Consider the following 22,927-nt stretch of genomic DNA (forward strand, 5'->3'; position numbering starts at 1 on the left):
CTAACATGGAGATATTGCAATGCCTAGCGTACTTATCACGGGAGCTACTTCGGGGTTTGGTAAAGCGGCAGCGCAGCGCTTTGCCAAAGCAGGTTGGTCGCTAATTTTAACGGGCCGTCGTGAAGAACGCCTAAAGGCACTTGAGGACGAGCTTTCTAAACAAGTGCCTGTGCTAACGATGGTGCTTGATGTACGAGATAGTGATGCGGTCACAAGTGCTATCAGCAATCTGCCGGCAGATTTTTTGCCGCTGACATGCTTGATCAACAATGCGGGGTTAGCCCTGGCGCCGGAACCGGCGCAAAAAGTGGCGCTGGAAGATTGGCACACGATGATCGACACCAATGTCACGGGCTTGGTTAACGTGACCCATGCGGCGCTGCCGCTGCTACTCAAAACCGGTAAAGGCGCCAGCATTCTCAATCTTGGCTCGGTGGCGGGGCAGTGGCCGTATCCAGGTGGGCATGTTTATGGCGCGTCTAAAGCCTTTGTTCAGCAGTTCAGCTACAACTTACGCTGCGACCTTCTGGGTACTGGCGTTCGCGTGACTGACCTTGCCCCCGGCATGGCGGAAACCGAGTTCACCCTGGTCAGAACCAAAGGCAACCAGGCCGCCTCCGACGCGCTGTACAGAGGCACCACACCACTTCAGGCGGAAGATATTGCCGAGCAGCTTTACTACTTGGCTACGCTTCCCGACCATATCAACATCAATCGTTTAGAAATTATGACCGTTCGTCAGGCGTGGTCAGCGTTTGCGATTGATCGCGACCAAGATTAAATTAACTTATCAGACGATAGTAAGCTACACGTTTAATAAGCTACCCGTTAAGACTTGATCACGCCCTTTCTCCTTCGCTAGGTAAAGGGCGTTACCCACTCGCCACGCCAGCAGGTGCGTACTAACGCCGCTGCTCCAATACGCCAATCACTTCCGGCACGGCCAGCGTAGTATCATCGATAGAGCTATACAGCGCATGCACAGCGCCTGCCACACCGCGTTCCACGCCGAGTTCATTGGTCATAGCGTGGTAGTAACCCAGGTCTTTGCTGGCATTGGCGACGGTAAATTTAAACCCAGACGGATCGTTTTCCGCGATATAGGGGCGCAGCCTCTCTAGCACTACCCCACCGCCGCCACCTGCCCCTAGCACTTCTAGTAGTGCAGTATCGCTGATGCCCGCCTTGCGAGATGCCGCAGTGGCTTCAGCCAATACTGCCGAAAACCCCAGCGACACAAAGTTATGCAGCAGTTTTAGCGTGTGACCGGCCCCCACATCGCCGGCATGGGCAATATTTTCGGCAAAGCCTTGTAGTAGCGGCAATGTTTCATCGAACAGCGCTTTGGGGGCGCCGACAATCAAATTGAGCCGCCCTTCCGCCGCTTCTTTCGGCGTGCGCGTCATTGCCGCATCCATAAAGCGACCGCCAGCCTCGGTAACTCTGGCTGCGACTTTTTCAGTTGAACTGGGCAAGGCGGTGGAGCAATCCACTACTACGCAGCCGGGCTTTAACCCTTCCAGGATACCGTTGGGCTCAAACAGCACGGCTTCTACTTGAGGAGATCCGGTGACGCACAGAATCACCACGTCAGTGTTTTGCGCGACTTCCCGCCCCGAACTTAGCGGGGTGGCGCCAGCTTCCAGCAAATCCTCCACTGGCTGGTTGCCTGAGTGCTCAAGAAAGCAGATCTGATGGCCTGCACGCAGCAGGCTGCTGGCAATCCCATGGCCCATTAAACCAACGCCGACGATGCCTACTTGGCGTGATGTTGTCATTGTTATCTCCTTAAAAGTGAAACGTCCGTTAATGCTTAATCGCGACCGTTTTGATCCGCGTATAGCTACGCAGCCCTTCAAAACCCTTCTCACGGCCATGGCCGGAGCGACCAACGCCACCGAAAGGTAGCTCAACACCACCGGCGGCGCCGTAGTTGTTGATAAATACTTGGCCGCTACGAATGCCTTTGGCCAGGCGCAGTTGACGCCCACCATCGCGCGTCCAGATGCCGGCACACAGGCCGAAATCAGTGGCATTGGCGAGCGCAAGCGCGTCGGCTTCATCGTCAAACACCTGCACCACCAGCACCGGGCCAAATAGCTCTTCACGCAGCACGTCATGACCTTCAGGAATATCGGTGAGCAGTTGAGGCAACACAAAATGACCACCCGCCGGTGCGCTCGGCGCTAACTGGCCTTTTGCCGCCACGCGGATACCATCGGCCTCTGCGGCCGCCAAGCGCTCCTCCAGTTTGGCTTTTTGGCGCGCATTGATTAGCGGGCCACAGTCGGCATCCGCTTCGCCCGCATCGCAGCGCAGCGCGGTGAAGCGCTCGCAAAGGTTCGCTACCACGCTACCGGCGATGTCACGCTGCACCAGCAGGCGGCTGCCCGCCGAACAGGTCTGCCCGGCATTCTGAATAATCCCTCGCACCACGGCGGGTAGCGCGGCGTCGAGATCCGCATCGGCAAATACGAGCTGAGGCGATTTGCCACCCAACTCCAGCGTAACCGGCACATGGTGCTGCGCGGCTGCTTGGGCAACCTGGGTGCCGGTTTCCGGTGAACCGGTAAACGAGAGATGATCAATATTGGGATGGGCGGCAAGCGCTGCGCCTGCTTCATAGCCAAGCCCCGGCACCACGTTGAGTGCGCCAGCCGGAAGGCCATGAGTCACGGCCAGCTCCGCCAAACGCAGCACGCTCAAGCAGGCATCTTCGGCGGGCTTGAGCACGACGCCATTACCTGCTGCTAGTGCCGCGGCCACACAGCGGCCAAATATCTGGGAAGGATAATTCCAGGGAATAATTTGCGCGCATACACCGTAGGGTTCGCGCAGGGTCATCACGGCGAAGTCGTTTTCAAAGGGGATGGTTTCACCGTGCAGCTTGTCCGCTGCGCCGCCGTAAAAGCGGAAATAGCGGGCGCAGGCGGAGATATCGCCGTTGGCTTGGGTCATCGGCTTACCGGTATCGGCACACTCAAGCTGTGCTAGCTGTGCATGGTGCGCTTCGATCACATCGGCAAAACGCAGCAGCCATTCACTGCGTAGCCGGGCAGACCAACTGGCCCACTCGCCTAATTCACCGGCGAAGGCTTGTCGAGCGGCCTGTACCGCGGCATCGACGTCTTCAGCCTGACTGCGCGCAATTCGCGTCAGAGGCTCGCCCGTCGCCGGAGCCTCTACCTGTAGCGTCGCGGCGGTAGTAACCCACTCTCCAGCAACTAGCGCCTGCTGCGGCGGTAACGTTAAAACTTGTGACATACAGCACTCCTTTTATTGTCGTTGTTTTGCTCAGTTAACATAACGACCTACCTAACCGTAAAAAGTATTCACCAGCCCCATCGAGATCCATGGCATATAGGTAATTGCCATTAGGCAGGCCAGCACCACCAGCACAAAGCGCGCCAGCCATGGCAGCATTTGATCGATCGATATTTTGGCCACGGCGCAGGCAGCAAACAGATTCACACCCAGCGGCGGGGTAATCATGCCAAGCGCCAAGTTGACCACCATGACTAGGCCAAAATGCACGGGGTGGATGCCGAACTGCATCGCGATCGGCGTCAAGATCGGCGCCAGCACCAAAATGGCGGCGGAGGTCTCGATAAACATACCGACGACCAGCAGCAACACATTAACCACCAGCAGGAACATAATGGGGTCATTGATAGTGTTAGTAACCAACGTGGCAATATGCGCGGGCAACCCCGTACGGCTGAGCAGAAAACTAAATAGTGAGGCCGCAGCAATGATCAGCATAACCGCCGCAGTGGAAATCACGCTCTGGCGTAAAATCGGCCATAGGTCATCTAGCTTCAGCTCGCGATAGTAGAAACCGCCGACGATCAGGGCAAAAAACACCGCCACGGCGGAGGCCTCAGTGGGGGTAAAAATCCCGCCATAAATACCGCCAATCACCACCACCGGCATCAGCATCGCGGCCCAAGCCCGCTTTGCTGAAATCATAAAACCGGTGCTGTCTTTATGGTCGTCCTTACCGTAGCCACGAACTTTGCAGAACAGATAGAGAAACAGTATTAGCGCGCATCCGATTAAAATGCCGGGGCCTACGCCCGCTAGAAACAGCTGCCCGATAGAGGTATCGGTACTCACCCCGTACAAAATCAGCGGAATCGAAGGCGGAATTAGCACGCCAAGCTCAGCGGATGACGCCTGAATAGAGGCTGCCAGCGGCTTGGGATAGCCATGCTTCACCATTGCTGGAATCAAAATGGCACCAATCGCAAAGGTGGTCGCTACACTGGAGCCTGACACCGCCGCAAACATCATGCAGGTCAGTACGCAAGACATGGCCAGCCCGCCTTGCACACGTCCTACGATGGATTTGGCTAAATCGACTAGCCGCTGCGAGATCCCCCCGGCGGCCATTAGGTTACCAGCAAGAATAAAAAACGGTATCGCCATGAGGGGAAATTTATCGATGCCGATAAACATCTGCTGCGGCACTAACAACAGCGGCAGACGGGTAAAGAATTCGATGCCGATAATCGAGGCGAGAATAATCGAGATCGCAATCGGCACACCGAAGGTAAATAGAATGATCAGCGACAGGCCAATAACCATATTCATGGCTGCGACCCTCTTTCCGGTAGTTGCTCACCCTGGGGTTCAGGCACTATTTCGCTATTCTCCGGACCCACTTTCTCACCACCACTGAGTTGCGCCAGTAACCGTGCAATCACCGCGACAATGGCAAAAAACGACCCTGTCGGTATCGCCGCATACGCCCACGCCATCGAGATGTTCATCCCCGACATGGTTTGATTACTCACCCGCAGGGTCATTTGTATGCCGAAATGGATCAGTACGCCGAGCACCAGCAGGCAGCACAGCACAATTGCTATTTCTAATAGCGTTAGAAAACGTGTTGGCACGACTTTATAAACCACCTCTACCGCCATCATATAGCCGCCCCGAAAGGTGGCCGCCGCCGCCATAAACACGCACCAAATCATCGCCGCACGGGAGGCGACTTCTGTCCAGGTAGAGGGCGCGTTAAACACAAAGCGGGTGAGCACCTGATAAAAGCTGAGCGTCACCGATATTGTCAGCATCACTACTGCGAACAGCATCGCGAACCGGGTTAATTGGTGCTCAAAACGAAGAAATACCGCTAGCATAAGAGTTCACCATGCCAAAGCGACCTCCGACGATGCCGGAGGTCGAGGTGGAAGAAGCGCTCAACAGTGTTAGTTAACAGCTGCTGGCTTGTTCCTGAACACGTTCCAGCATTTCGGTGCCGTATTCAGAGGTGAATATCTCGTAGGCGGGCTGTACCGCTTCCTGGAAGGGGGCAATGTCGATGTCGGTTTTGACCGTCATGCCGTTCTCTTCGAGTAGCGCCACCCCCTCGCGCTCTAGCCGCGATACCTCTTCACGGGTCGCCTCGGCAGACGCCGCTGCGGCTTGCATAAACCAGCCGCGCTCCTCATCGCTTAGGCCGTCCAGCAGAATGGGCGAGCCCAGCACGATAGCCGGAGAGTAGACATGCCCAGTGAGCGAGAGGTAGTCCTGCACTTCCCAGAAGTTGGTGGCGACGATAACGGTGATCGGGTTCTCCTGGCCATCGACGGTACCCTGCTGGAGTGCGGTGAATAGCTCAGGGAAAGCCATCGGCGTGGGTCGCGCGCCCATTTGACGGAACGCCTCCTGGTGCACCGCATTTTCCATGGTGCGTACGCGAAGCCCCTCGGCATCGGCTGGCGTGGCTATTTCACGCTGGCTATTGGTCAGGTGGCGGAAACCATTCTCCGACCAGGCCAAACCGACTAAATCGTGCTCGCCCACTTTTTCCAGCAGCTCATCGCCAAGTTCACTGTCCAGCACACAGCGCGCCTGATCATAATCCTTAAACAAGAACGGCAGGTCGAGCACATAGCTTTCGGGCACAAAGTTACCCAGCGGGCCGGTCGAGGTAATCACCACGTCGACCGTACCTATCTGCAGTCCTTCGATCATTTCCCGTTCGCCGCCGAGTGAACCCGAGGTGTGCTCGGTCACCGTGAACTCACCGTCAGAAAGGCGCTCCAGCGTTTCCTTAAACGCATCGGCACCTACCGAATAGTGCGAGGTGGAAGAGAGCGTGTGGCCCAGGTTCACCTCCGTAGCGGCGTGGGCTTGAAGTGCCATACCGGCCGTGGCGATAGCGCCAATCGCCGCTACCAGCACTTGGCGTTTCAGTGTCGGTGTAACGTGTTGCTTAGTCATTGTAGTGCCCTCTTTGTGTTGTTGTGAGGGTGATCGTTGGGGCAACTTACCCGCCTGCGGGGGTCGCCCAGGCAGTTTCCTAGCGCGAACGATAGGAGGGGGATTCACGTCGATTCAGCAATAAACGCATCGATAATCTGCTTAAAGTTGTCGTCACCCACAAAGCCAAGCTGCTGGGCTGTTGCGGTTGCAAATTGAGCAGGCCAGCTAGCCACAATGGCTTCGATGCGTGGGTCGGGCTCATGGCGCACCCGCGCAAGTGCTTTCTCGCCCGCGGCTTCACGCAGCGCTTCCAGCATTTCTGCCACCGTGACGGTAATCCCGGGCAGCATAAAGGCTCGAAAAGGGCCCAATGCCTCACTTGGCACCTCAGCACCATGGATCAGCGCATCCACTACTTTGCCCGGCGACATCACAAACATCGACAGCTCTACCGGCACAGGGCAAACCGCTTCGTCGCCATTGAGCGGTTCGCGCAAAATGCTGGAGGCAAAGCTGGAGGCCGCGGCGTTCGGTCGGCCGGGGCGAATAACAATCGTCGGCAGGCGCAGCACAAGGCCGTCCACCAACCCGCGACGGCTGTAATCGTTGATGAGCAGCTCGCACATGGCCTTTTGGGCGCCGTAAGAATTCTGCGGATGGAGCGCCGTCATATCATCCAGCACTTCTGGCAACTCGCCGCCGTAGGCCGCCACCGAGCTAGCCATGATTAAGCGTGTGTGAGTTAGTACCTGCTCCCGGCAGCCTTCCAGCAGCGCCCGAGTCGCGTCAAAATTCACCCGCATACCGAGATCCAAATCGGCTTCTGCGGCGGAGCTGACCACCGCGGCCAGGTGATAAATAACATCGGGGCGCTGCGCCAATACGCTATCTAGTGCGCCGGGCGCGGTAATATCCAGCGCTATTGAGCTCACGGCGATGTTTCCAGGGTCGGGCTGCGGTGCTTCCACCTGGTCAATCAGCGTTAGCCGAGTGATGGCCTGCTGGCGAAGCTCGCCTTTCGCAATCAGCTGTTGCACTAAGCGCTGACCAAGAAAGCCAGCCGCGCCGGTGATGGCTATATGCATTGTTGTGCTCCTATGGGCTGTTGTTATTGTGTATTCAGCTATTGTTTATTCAGCTTGGGGCAACTCACTGAGCAGTTAGCCCCCAGGCTGCGCCCCAGCCCAAACCGGCTCGAGTTTCGGCTTGGGGGCGATACTCACAGCCGATCCAGCCGCGATACCCCAGCGTGCTTAGGCGTTCAAAAATGGCGGGGTAGTGCACTTCACTCACATTAGGCTCGTGGCGCTCGGGAACGCCCGCGATTTGGATATGACCAATGGCATCAAACTGGCGCTCAAGGTGGCGAATCAAGTCACCGTCCATAATTTGGCAGTGGTAAAGATCAAACTGGAGCTTTAGGTTTGCCGCGCCGACCTCTTCCAGCACCGCCATGGCTTGCGCTTGGCGAGAGAGGAAAAAGCCCGGCATATCGCGGGTATTGATCGGCTCGATAAGAATGTCGCGGCCGACTTTTCCCGCCTCGCTTGCCGCAAAACGCAGGTTGCGAATATAGGTGGCGTGGTGCTCAGCCTGGGTCGCAGCATCGGCGTTCTCAGGTAGCAGCCCGGCCATGGCATGCACGCGGGGGCAGTTGAGTGCTTCGGCGTAACGCAGCGCCTCAATTACCGAATCACGAAACTCGCCTTCTCGTCCTGGTAGGCTCGCCAAACCTCGCTCACCACCTTCCCAATCACCTGGCGGCAGGTTAAACAGCACTTGCTCCAACTGCGATTCTTGCAGTGCTTGGCGCAGCTCTTGCGGGGAGAACGCATAGGGAAACAGGTACTCAACACCTTTAAAGCCCGCGCTGGCAGCGGCGGCAAAGCGATCCATAAAGGCATGCTCGTTAAACAGCATGCTGAGGTTAGCGGCTAATCGAATCATCGTGGTGCTCGTTGTTAATGACATAATTATTAACTGAAATATTATTAATCACGTGGAAAACGCGCTTCCAGCTCGGCGACCTGCTCTGGCGTTAGCCCCCGGGGGTTCTCACCCCGCAGCAATAAATAAAGCTTGGCAGTCTCTTCCAGCTCTTCGGTGGCATACACCGCCGCTTCGAGGTTTTTCCCCGCCACTACCGGGCCGTGGTTGGCCAGCAGCACCGCGCTGTGTTTGCCCGCTAGGCCACGCACCGCATCGCCCAGTTTAGGATCGCCGGGCATGTGGTACGGTACCAGTGGTAGCTTGCCCACCCGCATCACGTAGTAGGCGGTCAGCGGCGGAATACAGTCGCAGGGGTCGACGCCCGGCAAACACGAGACCGCTACCGAGTGGGTGGAGTGCAGATGCACAATAGCCCCGGACTGCGGGCGCTCCGCGTACATCGCCATATGCAGAAACTGCTCTTTGGTGGGCGCATCGCCACTCAGCAGTTGGCCGCTTTGGTCCAGATGGGAGATGCGCGCCGGGTCCAGCCGCCCCAAGCAGGCGTTCGTTGGGGTCATCAGCCAGCCGCCATCATCCAATCGCACGCTGATATTGCCGCTGGACCCCATCGTTAGACCGCGATCAAACAGCGATTTTCCCAGCGTACCGATCTGCTCTCGCAAGGAGTTCTGGTGATGATGGCGAAGGTGAACGCTCATGCCAGCACCTCAAACGCGCGGGTAAAGAAATCCACGCCACCGAAGTTGCCGGACTTCAGCGCCAGCGACAGCGGAGCCTCGCGGTCTGGCAGTGGAGCTTGGGTCCAGGGCACGCCGGGGTCGATCTGCTCGCCGATTCGCAAAGTGGTAATGCCTAACGCCGAGACCACCGCGCCAGAAGTTTCACCCCCGGCGACCAGCAACCGACCCACGCCTTCATTGACCAAGGTGATCGCCAGTTGGCTCAGCGCCGCCTCGACGAGAAGCCCTGCCCACTCCACGCCGAGTGAGACTTGCGCGGTTTTAACCTTGTCTGGCTCAGCAGAAGCGTAGATCAATACCGGTTCATTGCTTGATAGCCGCCGCCGAGCAAAGGCCAGCGCCTGCTGTTGTTGCTGTTCGCCTTGCGCCAACGCCAGTGGGTCAAGGGCAAAGCCACCGTCAGGGTGCTTAGCCAGAAAATCCGCCACCTGGGCGAGCGTTGCCCGAGAGCAACTGCCGGAGAGCATCAGCGCACCGCCGGAAGCAGGCGCCAAGCGCCCTGGCTCTGAGATGGTGTCTAACCAGCCTTGGGCACGGTATTGGGCAGGCAGCGCCTGACCCAGGCCCGAGCCGCCGGTGACCAAAGGCATCAACACCGTAGCTTGTGCCAGTACGTCTAAATCCTGTTCGTCTAAAGAGTCGCAAACCACATGACGAATGCCTTGCTTGGCCAGCACCGACAAGTGCGCACGGGTAGCATCTGCCCCTTGAGCCAGCACCGCGCGGTTGGCCAACCCCACCGAGTGTGGTGTCTGGCGAGCAAGCACGCGTACTAAATCCGCGTCTTGCATGGGGTTTAGCGGGTGGTGCTGCATACCGCTATCGTTAAGTAAGCGATCCCCCACAAACAGATGGCCTTGGTAGACCGTGCGGCCATTAATCGGAAAGGCGGGCACCATCACGGTTTGATTAGCGCCAAGGGCTTCCAATAGAGCATCCGCCACCGGGCCAATATTGCCCTGGTCGGTGGAATCAAAAGTGGAGCAGTACTTGAAGAATAGCTGGCGAGCGCCTTGTTGGCGTAGCCAATCCAACGCAGCGAGAGAGTCCGCCACGGCTTCGTCCACCGGGCAGGAGCGTGATTTCAGTGCCACCACCACCGCATCAATCTCACCCAGATCGATCTCTTTCGAGGGTACACCAATCACCTGCAGGCAGCGCATGCCGCCGCGCACCAGATTATTGGCAAGGTCGGTAGCCCCGGTAAAATCATCAGCAATAGCGCCCAGCACTATATTCGCCCCCATATCAGGCCCCCTCGGCATCGTTGGCAGCGTCGGGCAGCTTGATGCCGGATAGCCGTTGGTAGACTTTAATTACCGCCGAGTCATCTTCGCGGCCAAAGCCTGCGCCACTGGCAGCGGTAAATTGCTGCAGAGCGCTTGAGGCAACGGGCGTTGCCAGCGCTAACTCACGGCCGGTTTGATGCACGATATTGAGATCTTTGATGAAGATATCCACCGCCGAAAGCGGCGTGTAGTCGCCACTCAGGATATGCGGCACGCGGTTCTCAAACATCCAGGAGTTGCCCGCCGAGTGGGTAATCACCTCATAAATCACCTCGGGGTCGAGCCCCATACGAATACCCAGCGCCATCGCTTCAGCGGCGGTGGCAATATGCACCCCTGCCAGCAGTTGATTGACCAGCTTCATGCTGGACCCCACGCCAGGAGCATCACCAAGGCGATAGACCTTGGCGGCCATGGCATCAAGCACTGGCTGGGCGTCGCTGAATGCCTCAGCTGTACCGGAGGCCATGACCGAGAGCTCACCGCTTTTGGCTTTCGCCGCACCGCCGCTGATCGGCGCATCCAGTAGCATTATCCCTTCTGCCGCCACACGCTCGCCAAGCTGTTTGGCTTGACTAGGCGCGACCGTGGCGCATTGCATAATCAGGCTGCCCGGCGCTAATTGGTTCACCACGCCCTGCTCACCGAACAGTACTTGCTCAACTTGCAATCCGTTAACCACCACCACCAACACGATCTGGCAGTCAGCGAGCCCCACAGGTGTGGCGACGCTCTTGCCCCCTGCCGCCACGAAGGCTTCGCGCGCCTCTGCAGCAATATCGCATCCCGTTACGGCCAGCCCCTGTTGAAGCAAGGTGGTTGCGGTGCCCATGCCCATAGCACCGAGGCCAATGACGCCTACATGAAGTGGTTGTTTATCGTGTTGACTCACCAGCCGACACCTCGCTGTTGTTGAGTTCTTTGTTGTGTGGGTAGCTATCGTCGCGGTGCTGTTAAAAGAACAATCTAGAAATAATGGTAGCGCTGTCATGATAGCGCTACCATTATTTCTAGATTAATCTTTGCCAATCGACAAGCTGAACATCAGGAACATGCGACCAATGTCTAAAGACTCGCCCCAGCCAGCAAGACAACGCCGAAGCTCCGACCAGGTCACACTCAGCCAAGTCGCGAAGATGGCAGGCGTATCTCCCATTACCGCATCGCGAGCACTGAATCACCCAGACAAAGTCAGCGACAGTACACGCCTTAACGTTCTAGAAGCGGTGGAGACGCTGGGCTACGTGCCCAATTTGGTCGCAGGCAGCCTGGCCTCTTCCCGCTCACGACTGGTGGCGGTGATTGTGCCGTCACTGATCAATAGCGTGTTTGTGGAGGTCATCAAAGGCTTGCAAGAGACACTCGAAGCCGAGGGCTACCAGATACTGCTGGGTAATACCGACTACGACTTGGATCGCGAGTATCAGTTGGTACGCACTTTTCTAGGCTGGTCATGCTCGGCACTGGTCACCGCCGGGCTGCGCCATAACAAAGCCTGCCATACGCTGCTGAACAACTGGGATCACCCCATCATGGAGGTGATGGAACTAGGCAAAGGCATGGATCTTAACGTCGGGCTGAACCACGTGGCCGCCGGACGCTGCATGGCCAACCATCTTGTCGACCAAGGCTACCGCCATATTGTCTATGTGGGCGCACGGATTGCCCACGATTACCGCGCGGGAATGCGCTATGAAGGACATCAAGAGGTACTGCAGGCAAAGGGAATCGAAGCACCTTTGGTGGAGCTCGACACCCTGGGCAGCCTGCAAGCGGGGGCGGAAGGGCTGAACCAAGTGTTAGCGCAATACCCTTACACCCAAGCCATCCACTTCGCCAACGACGACTTAGCGGCAGGCGCTCTTCTAGCGGCACAACGTCAAGGTCTCAATGTGCCTGGAGATATCGCCATTGCCGGGTTTAACGGCTTGCCGCTTGGTCAGCATGTGACGCCACAGCTCACCACTATTCTCTCCCCCAGAGAGGAGATGGGCCGCTTAGCCGCCAAAGAGCTTATTCGGCGACTAGGCGGTAAAAGCGTCTACCGCCGCCAGCACGATGTGGGCTTTACGCTGCAAACGGGCGGCAGCACATAGGCTTTCAGGCTAGATCTCGGGCGGCTGACCAAGAATCTCTAGCCCCGAGCCTAGCTCTTTTTTTAATTCAGTGGTGAGCTCCGCATCCTAAAAGTTAGGCCAGCTGTTAAACGCCTATCGGCCCGCCATCGCGTTTCTGAATGACAACGGTCGACGCCCGAGGGCGTACCTGGCCGCTAGCCGCGACAGTAGCGTCTTGAGCCAACGCATCGTCATCGGCCGGCCAGTTACCTGGGTGCTGAATGTTAATAAACAGCGCGGTTTTATCCGGCGTAGCAAAAATACCGGTGACTTCGCAGCCGTTCGGCCCTACCGCAAAGCGTTTTAGCTGCTGCTGATTGCTACTGTTAACCACCGGCCCGGTACCTTGAATATCGTCCAGCCCGTTGGGCACGACCGCAAGCAGTTGGTCGTTGGTGTACTCCGTGATGCCATCATAGCCGTTATCGGTCTGGATCCAGAGAATGCCCTGCCCGTCGCTGCGCTCGTCGAACCAAAGACCATCAGGGCTGGCGAACTGGTTCATTTCAGTCAACCCCGAGTGGTTATCCGTATCATCGGCAGCCGCACCAAACACGAACACTTCCCAAGTAAAGGCGTTCGGCAGACGGCTTTCACGCCAGCGGATAATGTGTCCCGCTTCATTATTGGCGCGAGGGTTCGCGGCGTTGGTCGGTGCTAGATCGTAACCGACACCCCTTTGTTCCAACCGCTCGCCGTCGTTGGTGAAAGTGGGAGAGGTATCCTCGGCAGTACGTTGGCTATTATTGGTTAGGGTGAGATAGACGTCGCCCGACGCGGGATCGACTGACGCCCATTCAGGGCGATCCATCGGCGTGGCACCCAACAAATCCGCCGCATCGCACGTGTTAATGATAATGCCCGCTTTATCGTTATCGGCCAGCCCCAATGCCGATGCCAGCGTGCGGCCATCACGCGTCTGGGTCTCAGGTGTCAGCGGCAGCCACTCACCGCTACCATCGGCGTGAAAGCGGGCTACAAATAGCGTTCCGTTATCCAGGTATTTACTGCCAATGGAAAGACGGTCGTAGGCTTCGCCTGGACGATTCGCATCGGCAGGGTCCCAGGCAGCGCTGGAGACGTACTTGTACACATACTCATTGCGCGCATCATGACCTGAGTAGTAAACCACCGGCTGTCCTGCTTCCAGTTTGCTTGGTTTCAAGTAATAACTGCAATTTCATTACGCGGCGAGTAAATCGTCTCGCCGCCCTATAAATAACTCATTCGGTGATCGTCCACCTCTGGTCGCTCTGGGTCTGCTGTTCAGTCGATCCATAACAAACTGAACCTGCTCATCCGTCACCTTGCTTAAGTCTGTTCCCTTGGGGAAGTACTGGCGGATAAGGCCGTTGGTATTCTCATTGATCCCTCGTTCCCATGATGCATAAGGGTGGGCAAAATAAATATCCGCCTCCAGACCTTTCGCTATATCCTCGTGCCCAGAAAATTCAAGACCATTATCCAAGGTGATGGTTTTGATTCTGGCTTTGAGCGACGCCAAATGCTCAATCGCTGCAGCCGCCAGCAGGTCGGCTCTTTTGCCCGTCAGGCGAACAATGACCGTATACAGCGTCTTACGCTCAACCATCGTCAGCAGAACGCCCTTGCGACCCTTGCCGATGATCGTATCGCCTTCCCAGTCACCAATTCGGCTACGCCGGTCAACGACCGCAGGGCGCTCATCAATACTCACTCTGTTCTTGATCTTCCCTCGCCGATCATAGCTGCCATAGCGCTTGCGATAGGGCTTTGACGCTACCCGAAGATGCCTATACAAATCGCCACCGTTGGCCTTGTCTGCGTAAATCAACTGGTAAATCGTCTCGTGGTGCAGACATACGCCTGTGTGCCTTCTCAGGTAATCGGCAACCTGCTGCGGACTCAGCTCCTGACGAAGCAAGGTTTCTATCTCACCTCGCACCTCGTCCGTCACCTTCCGTGCCTTGTAGGCATCATGCCTCCTAGCGCTCGACAGCTTCTGTGCCTGCCCAGGCCGATAACCTCGAAGCCCTCTGTTACGGCGAAGCTCCCGGCTGATCGTGGACGGACTCCGCTCCATTTTCTCCGCTATCGCCAATTGGCTGTGGCCTGCTTTTTTTAGAATGTAAATCTGGTATCGTTCGTTTTCGGTCAGCTGGTTGTAGCTCATCAGTGCTTTTCTCTTGGTCGGGAGGAGCGCCGACTCTACCAGCTGGCCGCCCTCTTACCAATTGCACTTATTATCCGAAACCGCGATTACTTGGCAGTTCAGGCCAACTGATAATTCACCATGAACAGCGCCGCTACGTTTTACGCCGCACCAAAAGCGGCAAATTAATTCTTAACGCCTGATATAAAAGTTAGTCACTCATCATAGCCAGCCACCTGCAGCCTTACTGCAACCAGCCAGCGATGTCTTCCACCTCTCTTTGTTGGAACTCTCTGGTACATGAAACACACACGCACCTTTAATGGCCTCTTGTTAACGCTACTCCCCCTGCTAGCCGCCCAAGCAGATGATGCCGAACTTAACCCGGTGACGGTCACCGGCACCCGAGCGCCTACCGACCTTTCCCGGGCACCGCTGATTATCGATATTATTGATCGCGATGACGCCGTACTGACCACCGCTAGCCGAGTCGAAGATGTGCTTAGCCGCCAACCCGGCCTGCACGTCGCAGGACAAGGCCGCCGCAATGGCCAAACACTCAGCATGCGCGGTTTTGGCAGTAAAGGGGTGTTGGTGCGCTTGGATGGCGTTCGTCAGGATATCTCTACTGGCCACATCGGCAACTTCTTCCTTGACCCTGGTTTGATTCAAGAAGTGCAGATAGCGCGTGGCGCGCTCTCAAGCCTATATGGCAGCAATGCCATGGGCGGGGTCGTCAGCTTTACCAGCGTGGATGCCAACAACCTGCTTGCCCCTGGCGAAGATAGCGGCGTGCGCCTTTCCGTCGGCGGTGCAACTGCCAGCGATGAGCTGCGGGGAAGCCTTACCGCCTTTGGCCGCCGCGATACCGCCAACGGTCAGGTGGATGGCCTGTTTTCAATCGGCCGCAGTGAATCGGGCGATATCCGCCGCGCAGGTGGCGATGAAGCAGAAGAGGATGCCACGCTCAATAGCCTGCTGCTAAAAGGTGGTTGGGAGCCAAGCGACGACCAGCGGGTATTTATGAGCTGGCAGCACTACGATGAAGACGCCACCCAGCCCGCCAACCCACAACAGCTTTCAACCGATGCCAGCAATCCGCTGCGCGACCGGGAGGTGGAAAGCAACAACGTCCAGTTGGGCCACCGCTGGCAGCCCAGTGGGGCAACCGAAGTCACTTCACGGCTTACCTTTAGCCAGCAGGATATTGATGAGGCCCAGGCCAACCGGACGCTGGAGCGGGCCGGTCTCCAGAGCGACGGCTTCCACACCATGGATCACGGCTGGCTTTCGCAAACGCTGGTGTTCGGCGCCGAATTGGAGCAGGCACGCCAACGGCCAGATGGCGAAGCGAATGGCTTTCCTAAAGCCGACATCGATACCCAGTCAGCCTATCTCGACACCACACTTACCGCTGGGCGCTATCTGGCCGATGGCGGTGCCGGGCAGTTCGACGTTGGCCTGGGTGCCCGCTACGACCGCTACGACGCCAGCGGACAAAACGATGCCGACAGCGTCCACGACCAAGTGTCTCCGCGTTTTCGTCTTGCCTGGCGGCCCGATGACGCTTTGATGCTATTCTCCGGCTACGCCGAAGCCTTCCGCGCCCCCAGCCTGTCCGAGCTTTATGCTAACGAGCGCCACTTCGCGGGTTTCTGCGCAGGGCCCGCCTTCTGCACGCCGGACAACTACTGGATTCCCAACCCCAATCTCTCGCCTGAATCCAGCCACACTTGGGAGAGCGGCGTGGTGTGGCATCAGGGTGACTGGCAACTGCGCGCCAGCTACTTCGATACTCGCGCGGATGACTTTATCGATACCCAGGTTGATATTATGGCGGGCACCACCCAGGCGGTAAACGTTCAGCGCGCCCAGCTTTGGGGCTATGACGCCCGGCTTACCTGGCAGCCTACCACCTTCCCATTCCTGACAAGCTTTGCAGGCCTCTCGGAGGTTTCCGGTAAAGATCGCGATTCAGGTGAACCGCTGGGTAGTCAAACTCCATTGGAAGCCACCTTGGGCAGCGAAGTGGCACTGTACAGCAGTGATATCCGCCTGGGCTGGCAAGCTCGCTTTGCCCAATCCTTCGATAAGCAGGGCGACGACGAACACCTGCCCGGCTATGGCCTGCACGACGTTCATCTCGCCTGGCAAATCACTCCGGCCGTGGATACCTCGCTGCGCCTAGCCAATCTTGGCGACAAGGTTTGGTACCTCCCTGACGGCAGCCTGGGCGACGGGCGCAGCCTGTTCGCCACCCTCAACTGGCAGTGGTAAACCCAACCAGTGAACCATAAAAGAGGTGCGTTATGATTCCATCCCAACAGATCGCCATTCTCGAAGCCCTTGATGCGGCGCGCGCCGCTCAGCCACGCCTTCCCGCCATTGAGATTGCCGAACGCTTAGCGATCAGCGAAGGCGAACTCCAGGCCGCCCGTTTAGGGCGCGATGTATGGACGCTGCCACTCTCACCCAGCGATATTGCCGCTTACCTGCTGCAGTTGGGGCGGGTTAAAGCCCTAACCCGCTCACGACTGGCCGTGCTAGAACAAACCGGCGATTACCCTGAGCTCCGCGGCGGGCCACAAACAGGTTTATTACTCGATCCCGGTGGTCTGGACCTTCGGCTACTCTACACACACTGGCACTGGGCTTGTTTGATTCGTGACCCAATGCCTGACGCAAAAGAGCCAGCGCCGCCGTGGCGTTGGAGCCTGCAGATATTCAACCAGCATGGCTGCGCCGTTCACAAATGCTTTGCCCTGGAGAACCCACTGCCGCGCCCTTGGGGTGCATTAGCCGCCTTGGGCACCCGGGACACACCGGCGTTTACCCAGAGCATGCCGCGCCTAAAGCGCCCGCTGCCTGAAGCGCCGAACCTCGCTAGCGAGTGGGGTGCAATGCGCGATGTACACCAGTTCTTTGCTCTCCTTCAGCGCCATCAACTGGAGCGTATCGAGGCTAACCAATTAATGGAAGGTCGCTATACCCGTGCGCTACCTGTGAACGCCCTGGAAACAGTGCTTCAGCAGGCAAGCCAACGTGCGCTGCCTTTGATGCTGTTTGTCGCCAGCCCCGGCTGCGTGCAGATCCGTACCGGTGATTTACCCGCTCCCCAACGTGCTCGCGGTTGGTTAAACCTGTTTGGCGAACAATTCACCCTGCACCTTGATGACACTGCGATTGACCAAGTGTGGCAAGTCAGCAAGCCCAACCGCGACGGTGGCGTGACCAGCATTGAAGCCTTCGATGCCGAGGGGTCGTTAGCGCTGCAGCTTTACGCGGAGCGTCAGGAAGGGGGTACTGAAAGACGCGAGTGGCGGCAACTGCTGGACGAGCTAGGAAGCTGCGAGGAGGTCGCATGATCCAGCACCACTTAAAGACACGCCTGTTGCTTGGCATCATAGCATTGGGATGGCTGCTGGTAGGCGCACCGCTAGCCCATGCCGATGAGCACCGGCATGCTGACGGGCGTTGGCTAGTACTCGGCGGAGATATCGCCGAAATCCTGGGCGCCTTGGATGCCGATATTAACGTTGTCGCGCGGGACGATACTGTGCTTTATCCGCCGGAAATGGCTGCTTTACCGTCAGTCGGCTATCTACGTCAACTCTCTGCGGAAAGCGTGCTTTCTGTTCGGCCCGACCACGTGTTAGCCGCCGGGCACGCAGGGCCCAAAGAGGTGCTGGAGCAGCTAGAAGCTGTGGGGCTTGAGGTAGCTCTCATCAACGCCCCGCCCTCCCTCGATGCCATGGCCGAAAAAGTCCGCGCCGTTGGTCAACTAACCAATCGCAGCCAGGAAGCAGATGCCTTGGCGGCCACACTGAACAAGAAACTTGACCGGTTAGCCAACCTGCCAGCCCTACCCTCGACCCGTGCCATGTTTATTATGCAGAATAGCGGCTTAACGCCCCGTGCGGCGGGCAGCAACACGGCAGCGCATACCGTGCTCGAAGCGGTGGGCCTGGAAAATGCCTTTGCCGAGATGCAGGGCTATCACAGTGTGGGTGCCGAAGCTCTGGCCCGTGAAGCCCCCGACATCGTGGTTGTCTCCGAACGAGGGCTGGCAGCGATGGGCGGAGAGGACGCACTGTGGCAACTGCCCGGCATGGCGTTAACCCCCGCAGGCCGCGAGCAGCAGTTTATCGTGATTAACGACCAAGCGTTGCTCGGCTTTGGCCCTCGTACCCCTGATCAGTTGCTCACCTTGCGTCAGGGCGTCGAAGCTCTGTTAGGCATAATCGCCACCGCCCAGTTAAGTCCATGATGACCATTATCAACGCTTACCGCTTTCGCGTGCAGCTACCGGTAAACCGTACAACCCGCGTTCTCGTCGGCTTAACCGCTGCCTTGCTGTTGGCTCTATGCTGGGGAGCCAGCTCCGGTGCGCTGGGCATTCCCCCTTGGGGTCTATTCAGCGACCAAGCCGACCCGCTCAGTGTTCAGGTGTGGTGGCAATTGCGACTACCCCGATTACTGCTTGGCGTCGCGGTAGGGGCGATGCTCGCTGGGAGCGGCGCCGCCATGCAGGGGCTATTTAGAAACCCATTGGCCGACCCAACGCTATTAGGCCTTGCCAGTGGTGCAGGGCTATTTGTAGCACTTTGGATTGTGCTATTTCAGGGCAGCGCTGCCGGTAGCCTTTACGGCCAGTTTGCAGCGGGCTTTCTCGGTGCGCTTAGTGTTTGCTTAGTGGTGTTTGGCATTGCCAAGCGCCAAGGGGGTGGCAGTGCCGCCGTCATGTCACTGCTACTAGCAGGCTTAGCAATCAATACGTTAGCAGGCGCTGGAGGCGGCGTACTGGCGTTTATTGCCAGCGACGACCAACTTCGTCAGCTCAGCTTATGGGGAATGGGCACGCTTACCAACGCTCTGTGGCGCACCACCGCCATAGCCCTTGTCCTGATTGCTGTTGCCCTATGGCTGTTAATACGCAGCGCTCGTGAGCTTGACCTACTTCAGCTAGGCGAATCTACCGCCCATGCGGCAGGTCTGGATGCAACGTGCTTAAAACGCCGCGTGGTCGTTGCTACCTCGCTGGGTGTAGGGCTGTGCGTCGCGCTTACCGGCGTGATTGGCTTTCTTGGTTTACTCGTCCCCCACTGCCTGCGACTTTGGCTCGGGCCTGGCCATCGCCTGCTGCTACCCGCCTCTATGTTAGGCGGTGCACTACTGCTAGTGGTGGCCGACACCCTGGCGCGCACCCTCGGCGCTCCCGCCGAAATCCCCGTCGGGCTGTTAACCAGCCTACTGGGCGGCCCCTATTTTCTTTACCTACTAATGCGTCGGAACCGGGCATGCTAACCCTACATCAGGCGGGTTTTACCACCACGCCCTCAATCGCGCCTCTGGACGGCACTCTTCGCCCTGGTGAGCTACTCGCCATTGTTGGCCCCAACGGCGCGGGCAAAAGCACACTACTCAGCATGCTGTCGGGATTTCGCCCCTGTGAACAGGGCGAGCTACATCTGGATGGAAAACGCCTGAGTGAGTGGCCAATCAGCGAGCTTGCCAATCGCCGGGCGCTGGTTGCCCAACAGGAGCTGCCCGGCTTTGATTGGCAAACCTTTGAGCTGGTGAGCTTAGGCAGCAACCCTAGTAACGCACTGATTGCGGAACTGCTGCATGACCTAGATCTGACGCATTTAGCTAAACGCAGCGTACTTTCACTCTCTGGCGGCGAACGCCAACGGGTAATGATTGCACGAGGTGCCTGCCAGCTACTCTCACGGCGTTCCCCCACCTCCAAAGATGGCGGGCTTTTACTGCTGGATGAACCCACTAGCGCACTCGATATCGGCCAGCAGCAGCGCTTAATGCGTCAACTACGCGCCTGGGCAGAACGGCACCATATGGCGATTGTCTGCGTGCTGCACGACCTCAATCTCGCAAGCACCTACGCCGACCGGGTATGGCTATTGCATCAAGGTCAGCGTATTGCTCACGGCTCACCCGCCCTAGTGCTTGACCCCGCCACCATCGCGGAGGTTTATGACGTAGAGCTGCTGCCTATCAATAGCAGTAACGCTGCAGCCCCTCTTCTCGCCCTAACGCCTTAACGCTTCTATTCATGAATCATGACTAAGCCCTCTTCCGCCCTGCTTCGAATGTTCCAAAAAGAGCGACACCGCCTGATTAAGCGCATAAGGCAAGTAGTTGGCAGCACCAGCGTGGCCGAAGATTTAGCCCAGGATACCTTTGTAAAACTATGGCAACGGCCGCCAAACGCAACCGACACCCCCGGCTTATTGCATCGCACCGCGCATAACCTAGCGCTAGACTATTTACGCGCCCAGGAGGTTCGCAGACGCCATCATTCAGAGGCGTCAAATATCTCTGCTGACGAGCCACTTCAAGCGCCCAGCCCAGAGCAGTTAGCCACGACCTTACAGCAATGGCAAAGCCTGCTAGAGCAACTAGATAGCCTTCCTGAACGAGCCAAGCACGTCTTTCTTTTAAACCGTGTTGAAGGTGAGACCTACACCGCTATCGCCGAGCGACTTGGCATTTCAATTAGCACCGTCGAAAAGGACATGATGCGTGCCATGCGCTTGTGTCGCGAATGGCAGCGCCAAACACAAAGTGAGGAAGATCGGCGCTCCAAACGTTCTATCTATAACAATACGTCGCATTCCCAGAAAGGGTAGCACCGTGACTATACCGCACAGACCAAACACTCAGCCCCGTCATACACCATCGTTGGACGACAACACTGTAGACGAAGCCATTGGCTGGTACTTACGGCTCAAGGACAGCAGCGCCACACCACACGACCGCCAAGCGTTTGAAACCTGGTTAAGCCGCGATCCCTGCCACCAACTCGCCTACCAAGAAGCCGAACAGCTATGGCAGGAAATTGGTGCACCTGCGCGTCTTTATGCCCTTCAAAAGGCAACACAAACAGTCCTCAAACGCCGGTTTAAACAACCTCGGCACTGGGGTTGGGCACTAGCTGCCACGTGTCTACTGGGAGTTTTGCTGAGCTTTGAACTATGGCGTGAGCCTGCTCATTTAGACCACTTAATAGCTGACACCACCACCGCACCAGGGCAATCCCAGCACCTTCAACTGGCAGATGGCTCATCGCTGCTACTTGATGGCAATAGTGCCCTGGATATTGACCTCACCGAGATGCAGCGGAGATTAACATTACGCCGTGGGCGCCTGTGGATTGACGCCGCCAAGGACCCCCAGCGTCCGCTAATTATTACCGCCGGAGAGGCGTCGGTGCGCGTTATAGGCACTCACTTTTCGGTAATGCGTAGCGGCGATCGAGTCACCGTCACGGTGTCAGAGGGGCAAGTGGCGGTCAGCGACAACCTGGACCACCAAGCCATGCTAGTGGGCGGCCAGCAAATTGCCTTGCAAGATGGTGCACTCGGCCCAGTCTCAACAGTGGCAATCCCCCTGACACGCGCCTGGAAGGAGGGAAGAATAATTTTTGACGATGCTGAAATCAGCGAGGTCGTGGCACAGCTTGAACGCATGCTACCAGGGCGTGTACTTATTGATAAGCAAGCATTTTCCGAGCTTCGCGTCTCTGGCAGTTTTCATGCCAACCAACCAGCCGCGTTAATTGAAACATTAACCGATGTGTTTGGCATCACAGTGCATAACCTGCCTGGCAACCTGCTTTGGCTACGCCCCACCCATACCAGTTAAGAACGCTAAGAGCAGCCACTGCAGTGTTAGTTACCGAGTACAAATCACTTACCTTGCCGTTTTTATCCACCCACAGCAGCGAGTTCATCATGGAAGCACTTTTCTCCCCGCCCAAAGGGGCAAACACTCTCCCGTTAAGTAAACGGTTAAAACTTGATACACACTCAACGCATGAGCGTGTTGATGAAGCCATTATGGCGCTATCTCCATTTGCCAGCCTAAAAGGTTACCAGCGCTTTCTTGTGGTTCAGTACCAGTTTCAACGCCGTACAGCACCTCTCTATCATCAACAGAACCTATGCGCCTGGCTGGAAGGATTACCCCAGCGTTGCCGTTACAGCGCCGTGATTAGTGATTGCCAAGACCTAGCCCTAAACCTAAACGATTTAAAGGAGCTCTCCCTCCCAGAGCCAGCTATCGATTCCCAAGCAGCCGCACTTGGCTGGCTCTATGTGAATGAAGGCTCTAACCTAGGTGCCGCTTTTTTGCTCAATTACGCCAGCCAACTAGGACTCTCCGCTAATTTTGGCGCCCGGCACCTTGCTCCCAGCGATTCAGGGCGAGGGCTACATTGGCGTCGTTTTACTGCTCAGTTGGATGCTATATCACTATCAGACGAACAATCTATTCAGGCACTAAACGGCGCGCGAGAAGCATTTCAGTTCGTCAGGTCGCTGGCCTCAATAGCGCTAAATAACCACTAGAAAAATAGCGCTAAATAACCACTAGAAAAATAGCGCCGCAAGCAGCTTTTATGCAAATGACACCACAGGGAGTTTCAATGACTCAAACCATAGAAGGGCAACCATTCAGCTTGCTTAA

22 protein-coding genes and 1 pseudogene are annotated in these 22,927 nt (G+C 57.2%); 11 read left to right on the top strand and 12 right to left on the bottom strand.

Annotated elements, in window-relative coordinates; translation table 11 throughout:
- Positions 1-19 precede the first annotated feature (19 nt).
- The gene (locus tag ACQE2I_RS15610; RefSeq protein WP_427028977.1) at positions 20-781 is read left to right on the top strand and encodes an SDR family NAD(P)-dependent oxidoreductase; all 762 of its coding nucleotides are present in this window, start codon (positions 20-22) and stop codon (positions 779-781) included.
- A gap of 121 nt (positions 782-902) precedes the next feature.
- Here the strand turns inward: ACQE2I_RS15610 and ACQE2I_RS15615 are convergent, their stop codons facing one another.
- The 10 genes from ACQE2I_RS15615 to ltnD all read right to left on the bottom strand — a co-directional run bounded on the left by ACQE2I_RS15615 (position 903) and on the right by ltnD (position 11,087).
- Positions 903-1,778, bottom strand: coding sequence for an NAD(P)-dependent oxidoreductase (locus tag ACQE2I_RS15615; protein ID WP_427028978.1), 876 nt, complete (start codon positions 1,776-1,778; stop codon positions 903-905).
- A gap of 28 nt (positions 1,779-1,806) precedes the next feature.
- Entirely contained in the window at positions 1,807-3,264 is a 1,458-nt protein-coding gene (locus tag ACQE2I_RS15620) for an aldehyde dehydrogenase family protein (protein WP_427028979.1), read from the bottom strand.
- Positions 3,265-3,315: 51 nt separating this feature from the next.
- A complete protein-coding gene (locus ACQE2I_RS15625) occupies positions 3,316-4,593 on the bottom strand; it encodes a TRAP transporter large permease (RefSeq protein WP_427028980.1) in 1,278 nt (425 codons plus the stop codon).
- Positions 4,590-5,144 carry a TRAP transporter small permease gene (locus tag ACQE2I_RS15630; RefSeq protein WP_427028981.1) on the bottom strand — a complete coding sequence of 185 codons (555 nt, stop codon included), beginning with the start codon at positions 5,142-5,144 and terminating at the stop codon, positions 4,590-4,592. The genes ACQE2I_RS15625 and ACQE2I_RS15630 overlap by 4 nt, the downstream gene beginning before the upstream one ends.
- Before the next feature lie 73 nt (positions 5,145-5,217).
- Entirely contained in the window at positions 5,218-6,231 is a 1,014-nt protein-coding gene (locus ACQE2I_RS15635) for a TRAP transporter substrate-binding protein (protein ID WP_427028983.1), read from the bottom strand.
- 104 nt (positions 6,232-6,335) lie between these two features.
- Positions 6,336-7,298, bottom strand: coding sequence for a D-erythronate dehydrogenase (gene denD, locus ACQE2I_RS15640; protein WP_427028984.1), 963 nt, complete (start codon positions 7,296-7,298; stop codon positions 6,336-6,338).
- Positions 7,299-7,362: 64 nt separating this feature from the next.
- A complete protein-coding gene (gene otnI, locus ACQE2I_RS15645; RefSeq protein ID WP_427028985.1) occupies positions 7,363-8,160 on the bottom strand; it encodes a 2-oxo-tetronate isomerase in 798 nt (265 codons plus the stop codon).
- A 44-nt stretch (positions 8,161-8,204) separates the two neighbouring features.
- Entirely contained in the window at positions 8,205-8,864 is a 660-nt protein-coding gene (otnC, locus tag ACQE2I_RS15650) for a 3-oxo-tetronate 4-phosphate decarboxylase (protein ID WP_427028986.1), read from the bottom strand.
- Positions 8,861-10,153, bottom strand: a complete 1,293-nt coding sequence (otnK, locus tag ACQE2I_RS15655) for a 3-oxo-tetronate kinase (RefSeq protein WP_427028987.1) — start codon at positions 10,151-10,153, stop codon at positions 8,861-8,863. Before otnK ends, otnC begins: the two co-directional genes overlap by 4 nt.
- Before the next feature lies 1 nt (position 10,154).
- A complete protein-coding gene (ltnD, locus tag ACQE2I_RS15660; RefSeq protein ID WP_427028988.1) occupies positions 10,155-11,087 on the bottom strand; it encodes an L-threonate dehydrogenase in 933 nt (310 codons plus the stop codon).
- A gap of 169 nt (positions 11,088-11,256) precedes the next feature.
- Between ltnD and ACQE2I_RS15665 the strand changes: the two genes are divergently transcribed.
- Positions 11,257-12,291, top strand: a complete 1,035-nt coding sequence (locus ACQE2I_RS15665; RefSeq protein WP_427028989.1) for a LacI family DNA-binding transcriptional regulator — start codon at positions 11,257-11,259, stop codon at positions 12,289-12,291.
- A 106-nt stretch (positions 12,292-12,397) separates the two neighbouring features.
- Here ACQE2I_RS15665 and ACQE2I_RS15670 read toward each other — a convergent pair.
- Both ACQE2I_RS15670 and ACQE2I_RS15675 read right to left on the bottom strand, forming a co-directional pair.
- Positions 12,398-13,471, bottom strand: a pseudogene (locus ACQE2I_RS15670) (PhoX family protein); the annotation flags it as partial.
- 24 nt (positions 13,472-13,495) lie between these two features.
- Positions 13,496-14,464: an IS30 family transposase gene (locus tag ACQE2I_RS15675; RefSeq protein WP_032608318.1), complete on the bottom strand. Its 969-nt coding sequence runs from the start codon at positions 14,462-14,464 to the stop codon at positions 13,496-13,498.
- Between the two features lie 2 nt (positions 14,465-14,466).
- Here ACQE2I_RS15675 and hemP point away from each other — a divergent pair, with 2 nt between their 5' ends.
- The 9 genes from hemP (at position 14,467) to ACQE2I_RS15720 (ending at position 22,809) form a co-directional block, all read left to right on the top strand.
- The gene (gene hemP, locus ACQE2I_RS15680; RefSeq protein ID WP_427028990.1) at positions 14,467-14,646 is read left to right on the top strand and encodes a hemin uptake protein HemP; all 180 of its coding nucleotides are present in this window, start codon (positions 14,467-14,469) and stop codon (positions 14,644-14,646) included.
- A 97-nt stretch (positions 14,647-14,743) separates the two neighbouring features.
- The gene (locus tag ACQE2I_RS15685) at positions 14,744-16,720 is read left to right on the top strand and encodes a TonB-dependent receptor domain-containing protein (RefSeq protein WP_427028991.1); all 1,977 of its coding nucleotides are present in this window, start codon (positions 14,744-14,746) and stop codon (positions 16,718-16,720) included.
- Between the two features lie 32 nt (positions 16,721-16,752).
- On the top strand, positions 16,753-17,808 hold the full coding sequence (locus ACQE2I_RS15690) for a ChuX/HutX family heme-like substrate-binding protein (protein ID WP_427028992.1): 1,056 nt from the start codon (positions 16,753-16,755) through the stop codon (positions 17,806-17,808).
- Positions 17,805-18,710, top strand: a complete 906-nt coding sequence (locus ACQE2I_RS15695) for a heme/hemin ABC transporter substrate-binding protein (protein ID WP_427028993.1) — start codon at positions 17,805-17,807, stop codon at positions 18,708-18,710. Before ACQE2I_RS15690 ends, ACQE2I_RS15695 begins: the two co-directional genes overlap by 4 nt.
- On the top strand, positions 18,707-19,747 hold the full coding sequence (locus tag ACQE2I_RS15700) for a FecCD family ABC transporter permease (protein WP_427028995.1): 1,041 nt from the start codon (positions 18,707-18,709) through the stop codon (positions 19,745-19,747). The genes ACQE2I_RS15695 and ACQE2I_RS15700 overlap by 4 nt, the downstream gene beginning before the upstream one ends.
- Positions 19,741-20,502 carry an ATP-binding cassette domain-containing protein gene (locus tag ACQE2I_RS15705; RefSeq protein ID WP_427028996.1) on the top strand — a complete coding sequence of 254 codons (762 nt, stop codon included), beginning with the start codon at positions 19,741-19,743 and terminating at the stop codon, positions 20,500-20,502. Before ACQE2I_RS15700 ends, ACQE2I_RS15705 begins: the two co-directional genes overlap by 7 nt.
- 18 nt (positions 20,503-20,520) lie before the next feature.
- Complete coding sequence (locus tag ACQE2I_RS15710) at positions 20,521-21,090, top strand: RNA polymerase sigma factor (RefSeq protein WP_427028997.1); 570 nt, start codon at positions 20,521-20,523, stop codon at positions 21,088-21,090.
- Positions 21,091-21,094: 4 nt separating this feature from the next.
- A complete protein-coding gene (locus ACQE2I_RS15715; RefSeq protein WP_427028998.1) occupies positions 21,095-22,105 on the top strand; it encodes a FecR family protein in 1,011 nt (336 codons plus the stop codon).
- An 89-nt stretch (positions 22,106-22,194) separates the two neighbouring features.
- Entirely contained in the window at positions 22,195-22,809 is a 615-nt protein-coding gene (locus ACQE2I_RS15720; RefSeq protein ID WP_301396696.1) for a biliverdin-producing heme oxygenase, read from the top strand.
- Positions 22,810-22,927: the final 118 nt, after the last annotated feature.

The organism is Halomonas sp. H2 (assembly GCF_050215315.1).
Classification (GTDB): domain Bacteria; phylum Pseudomonadota; class Gammaproteobacteria; order Pseudomonadales; family Halomonadaceae; genus Vreelandella.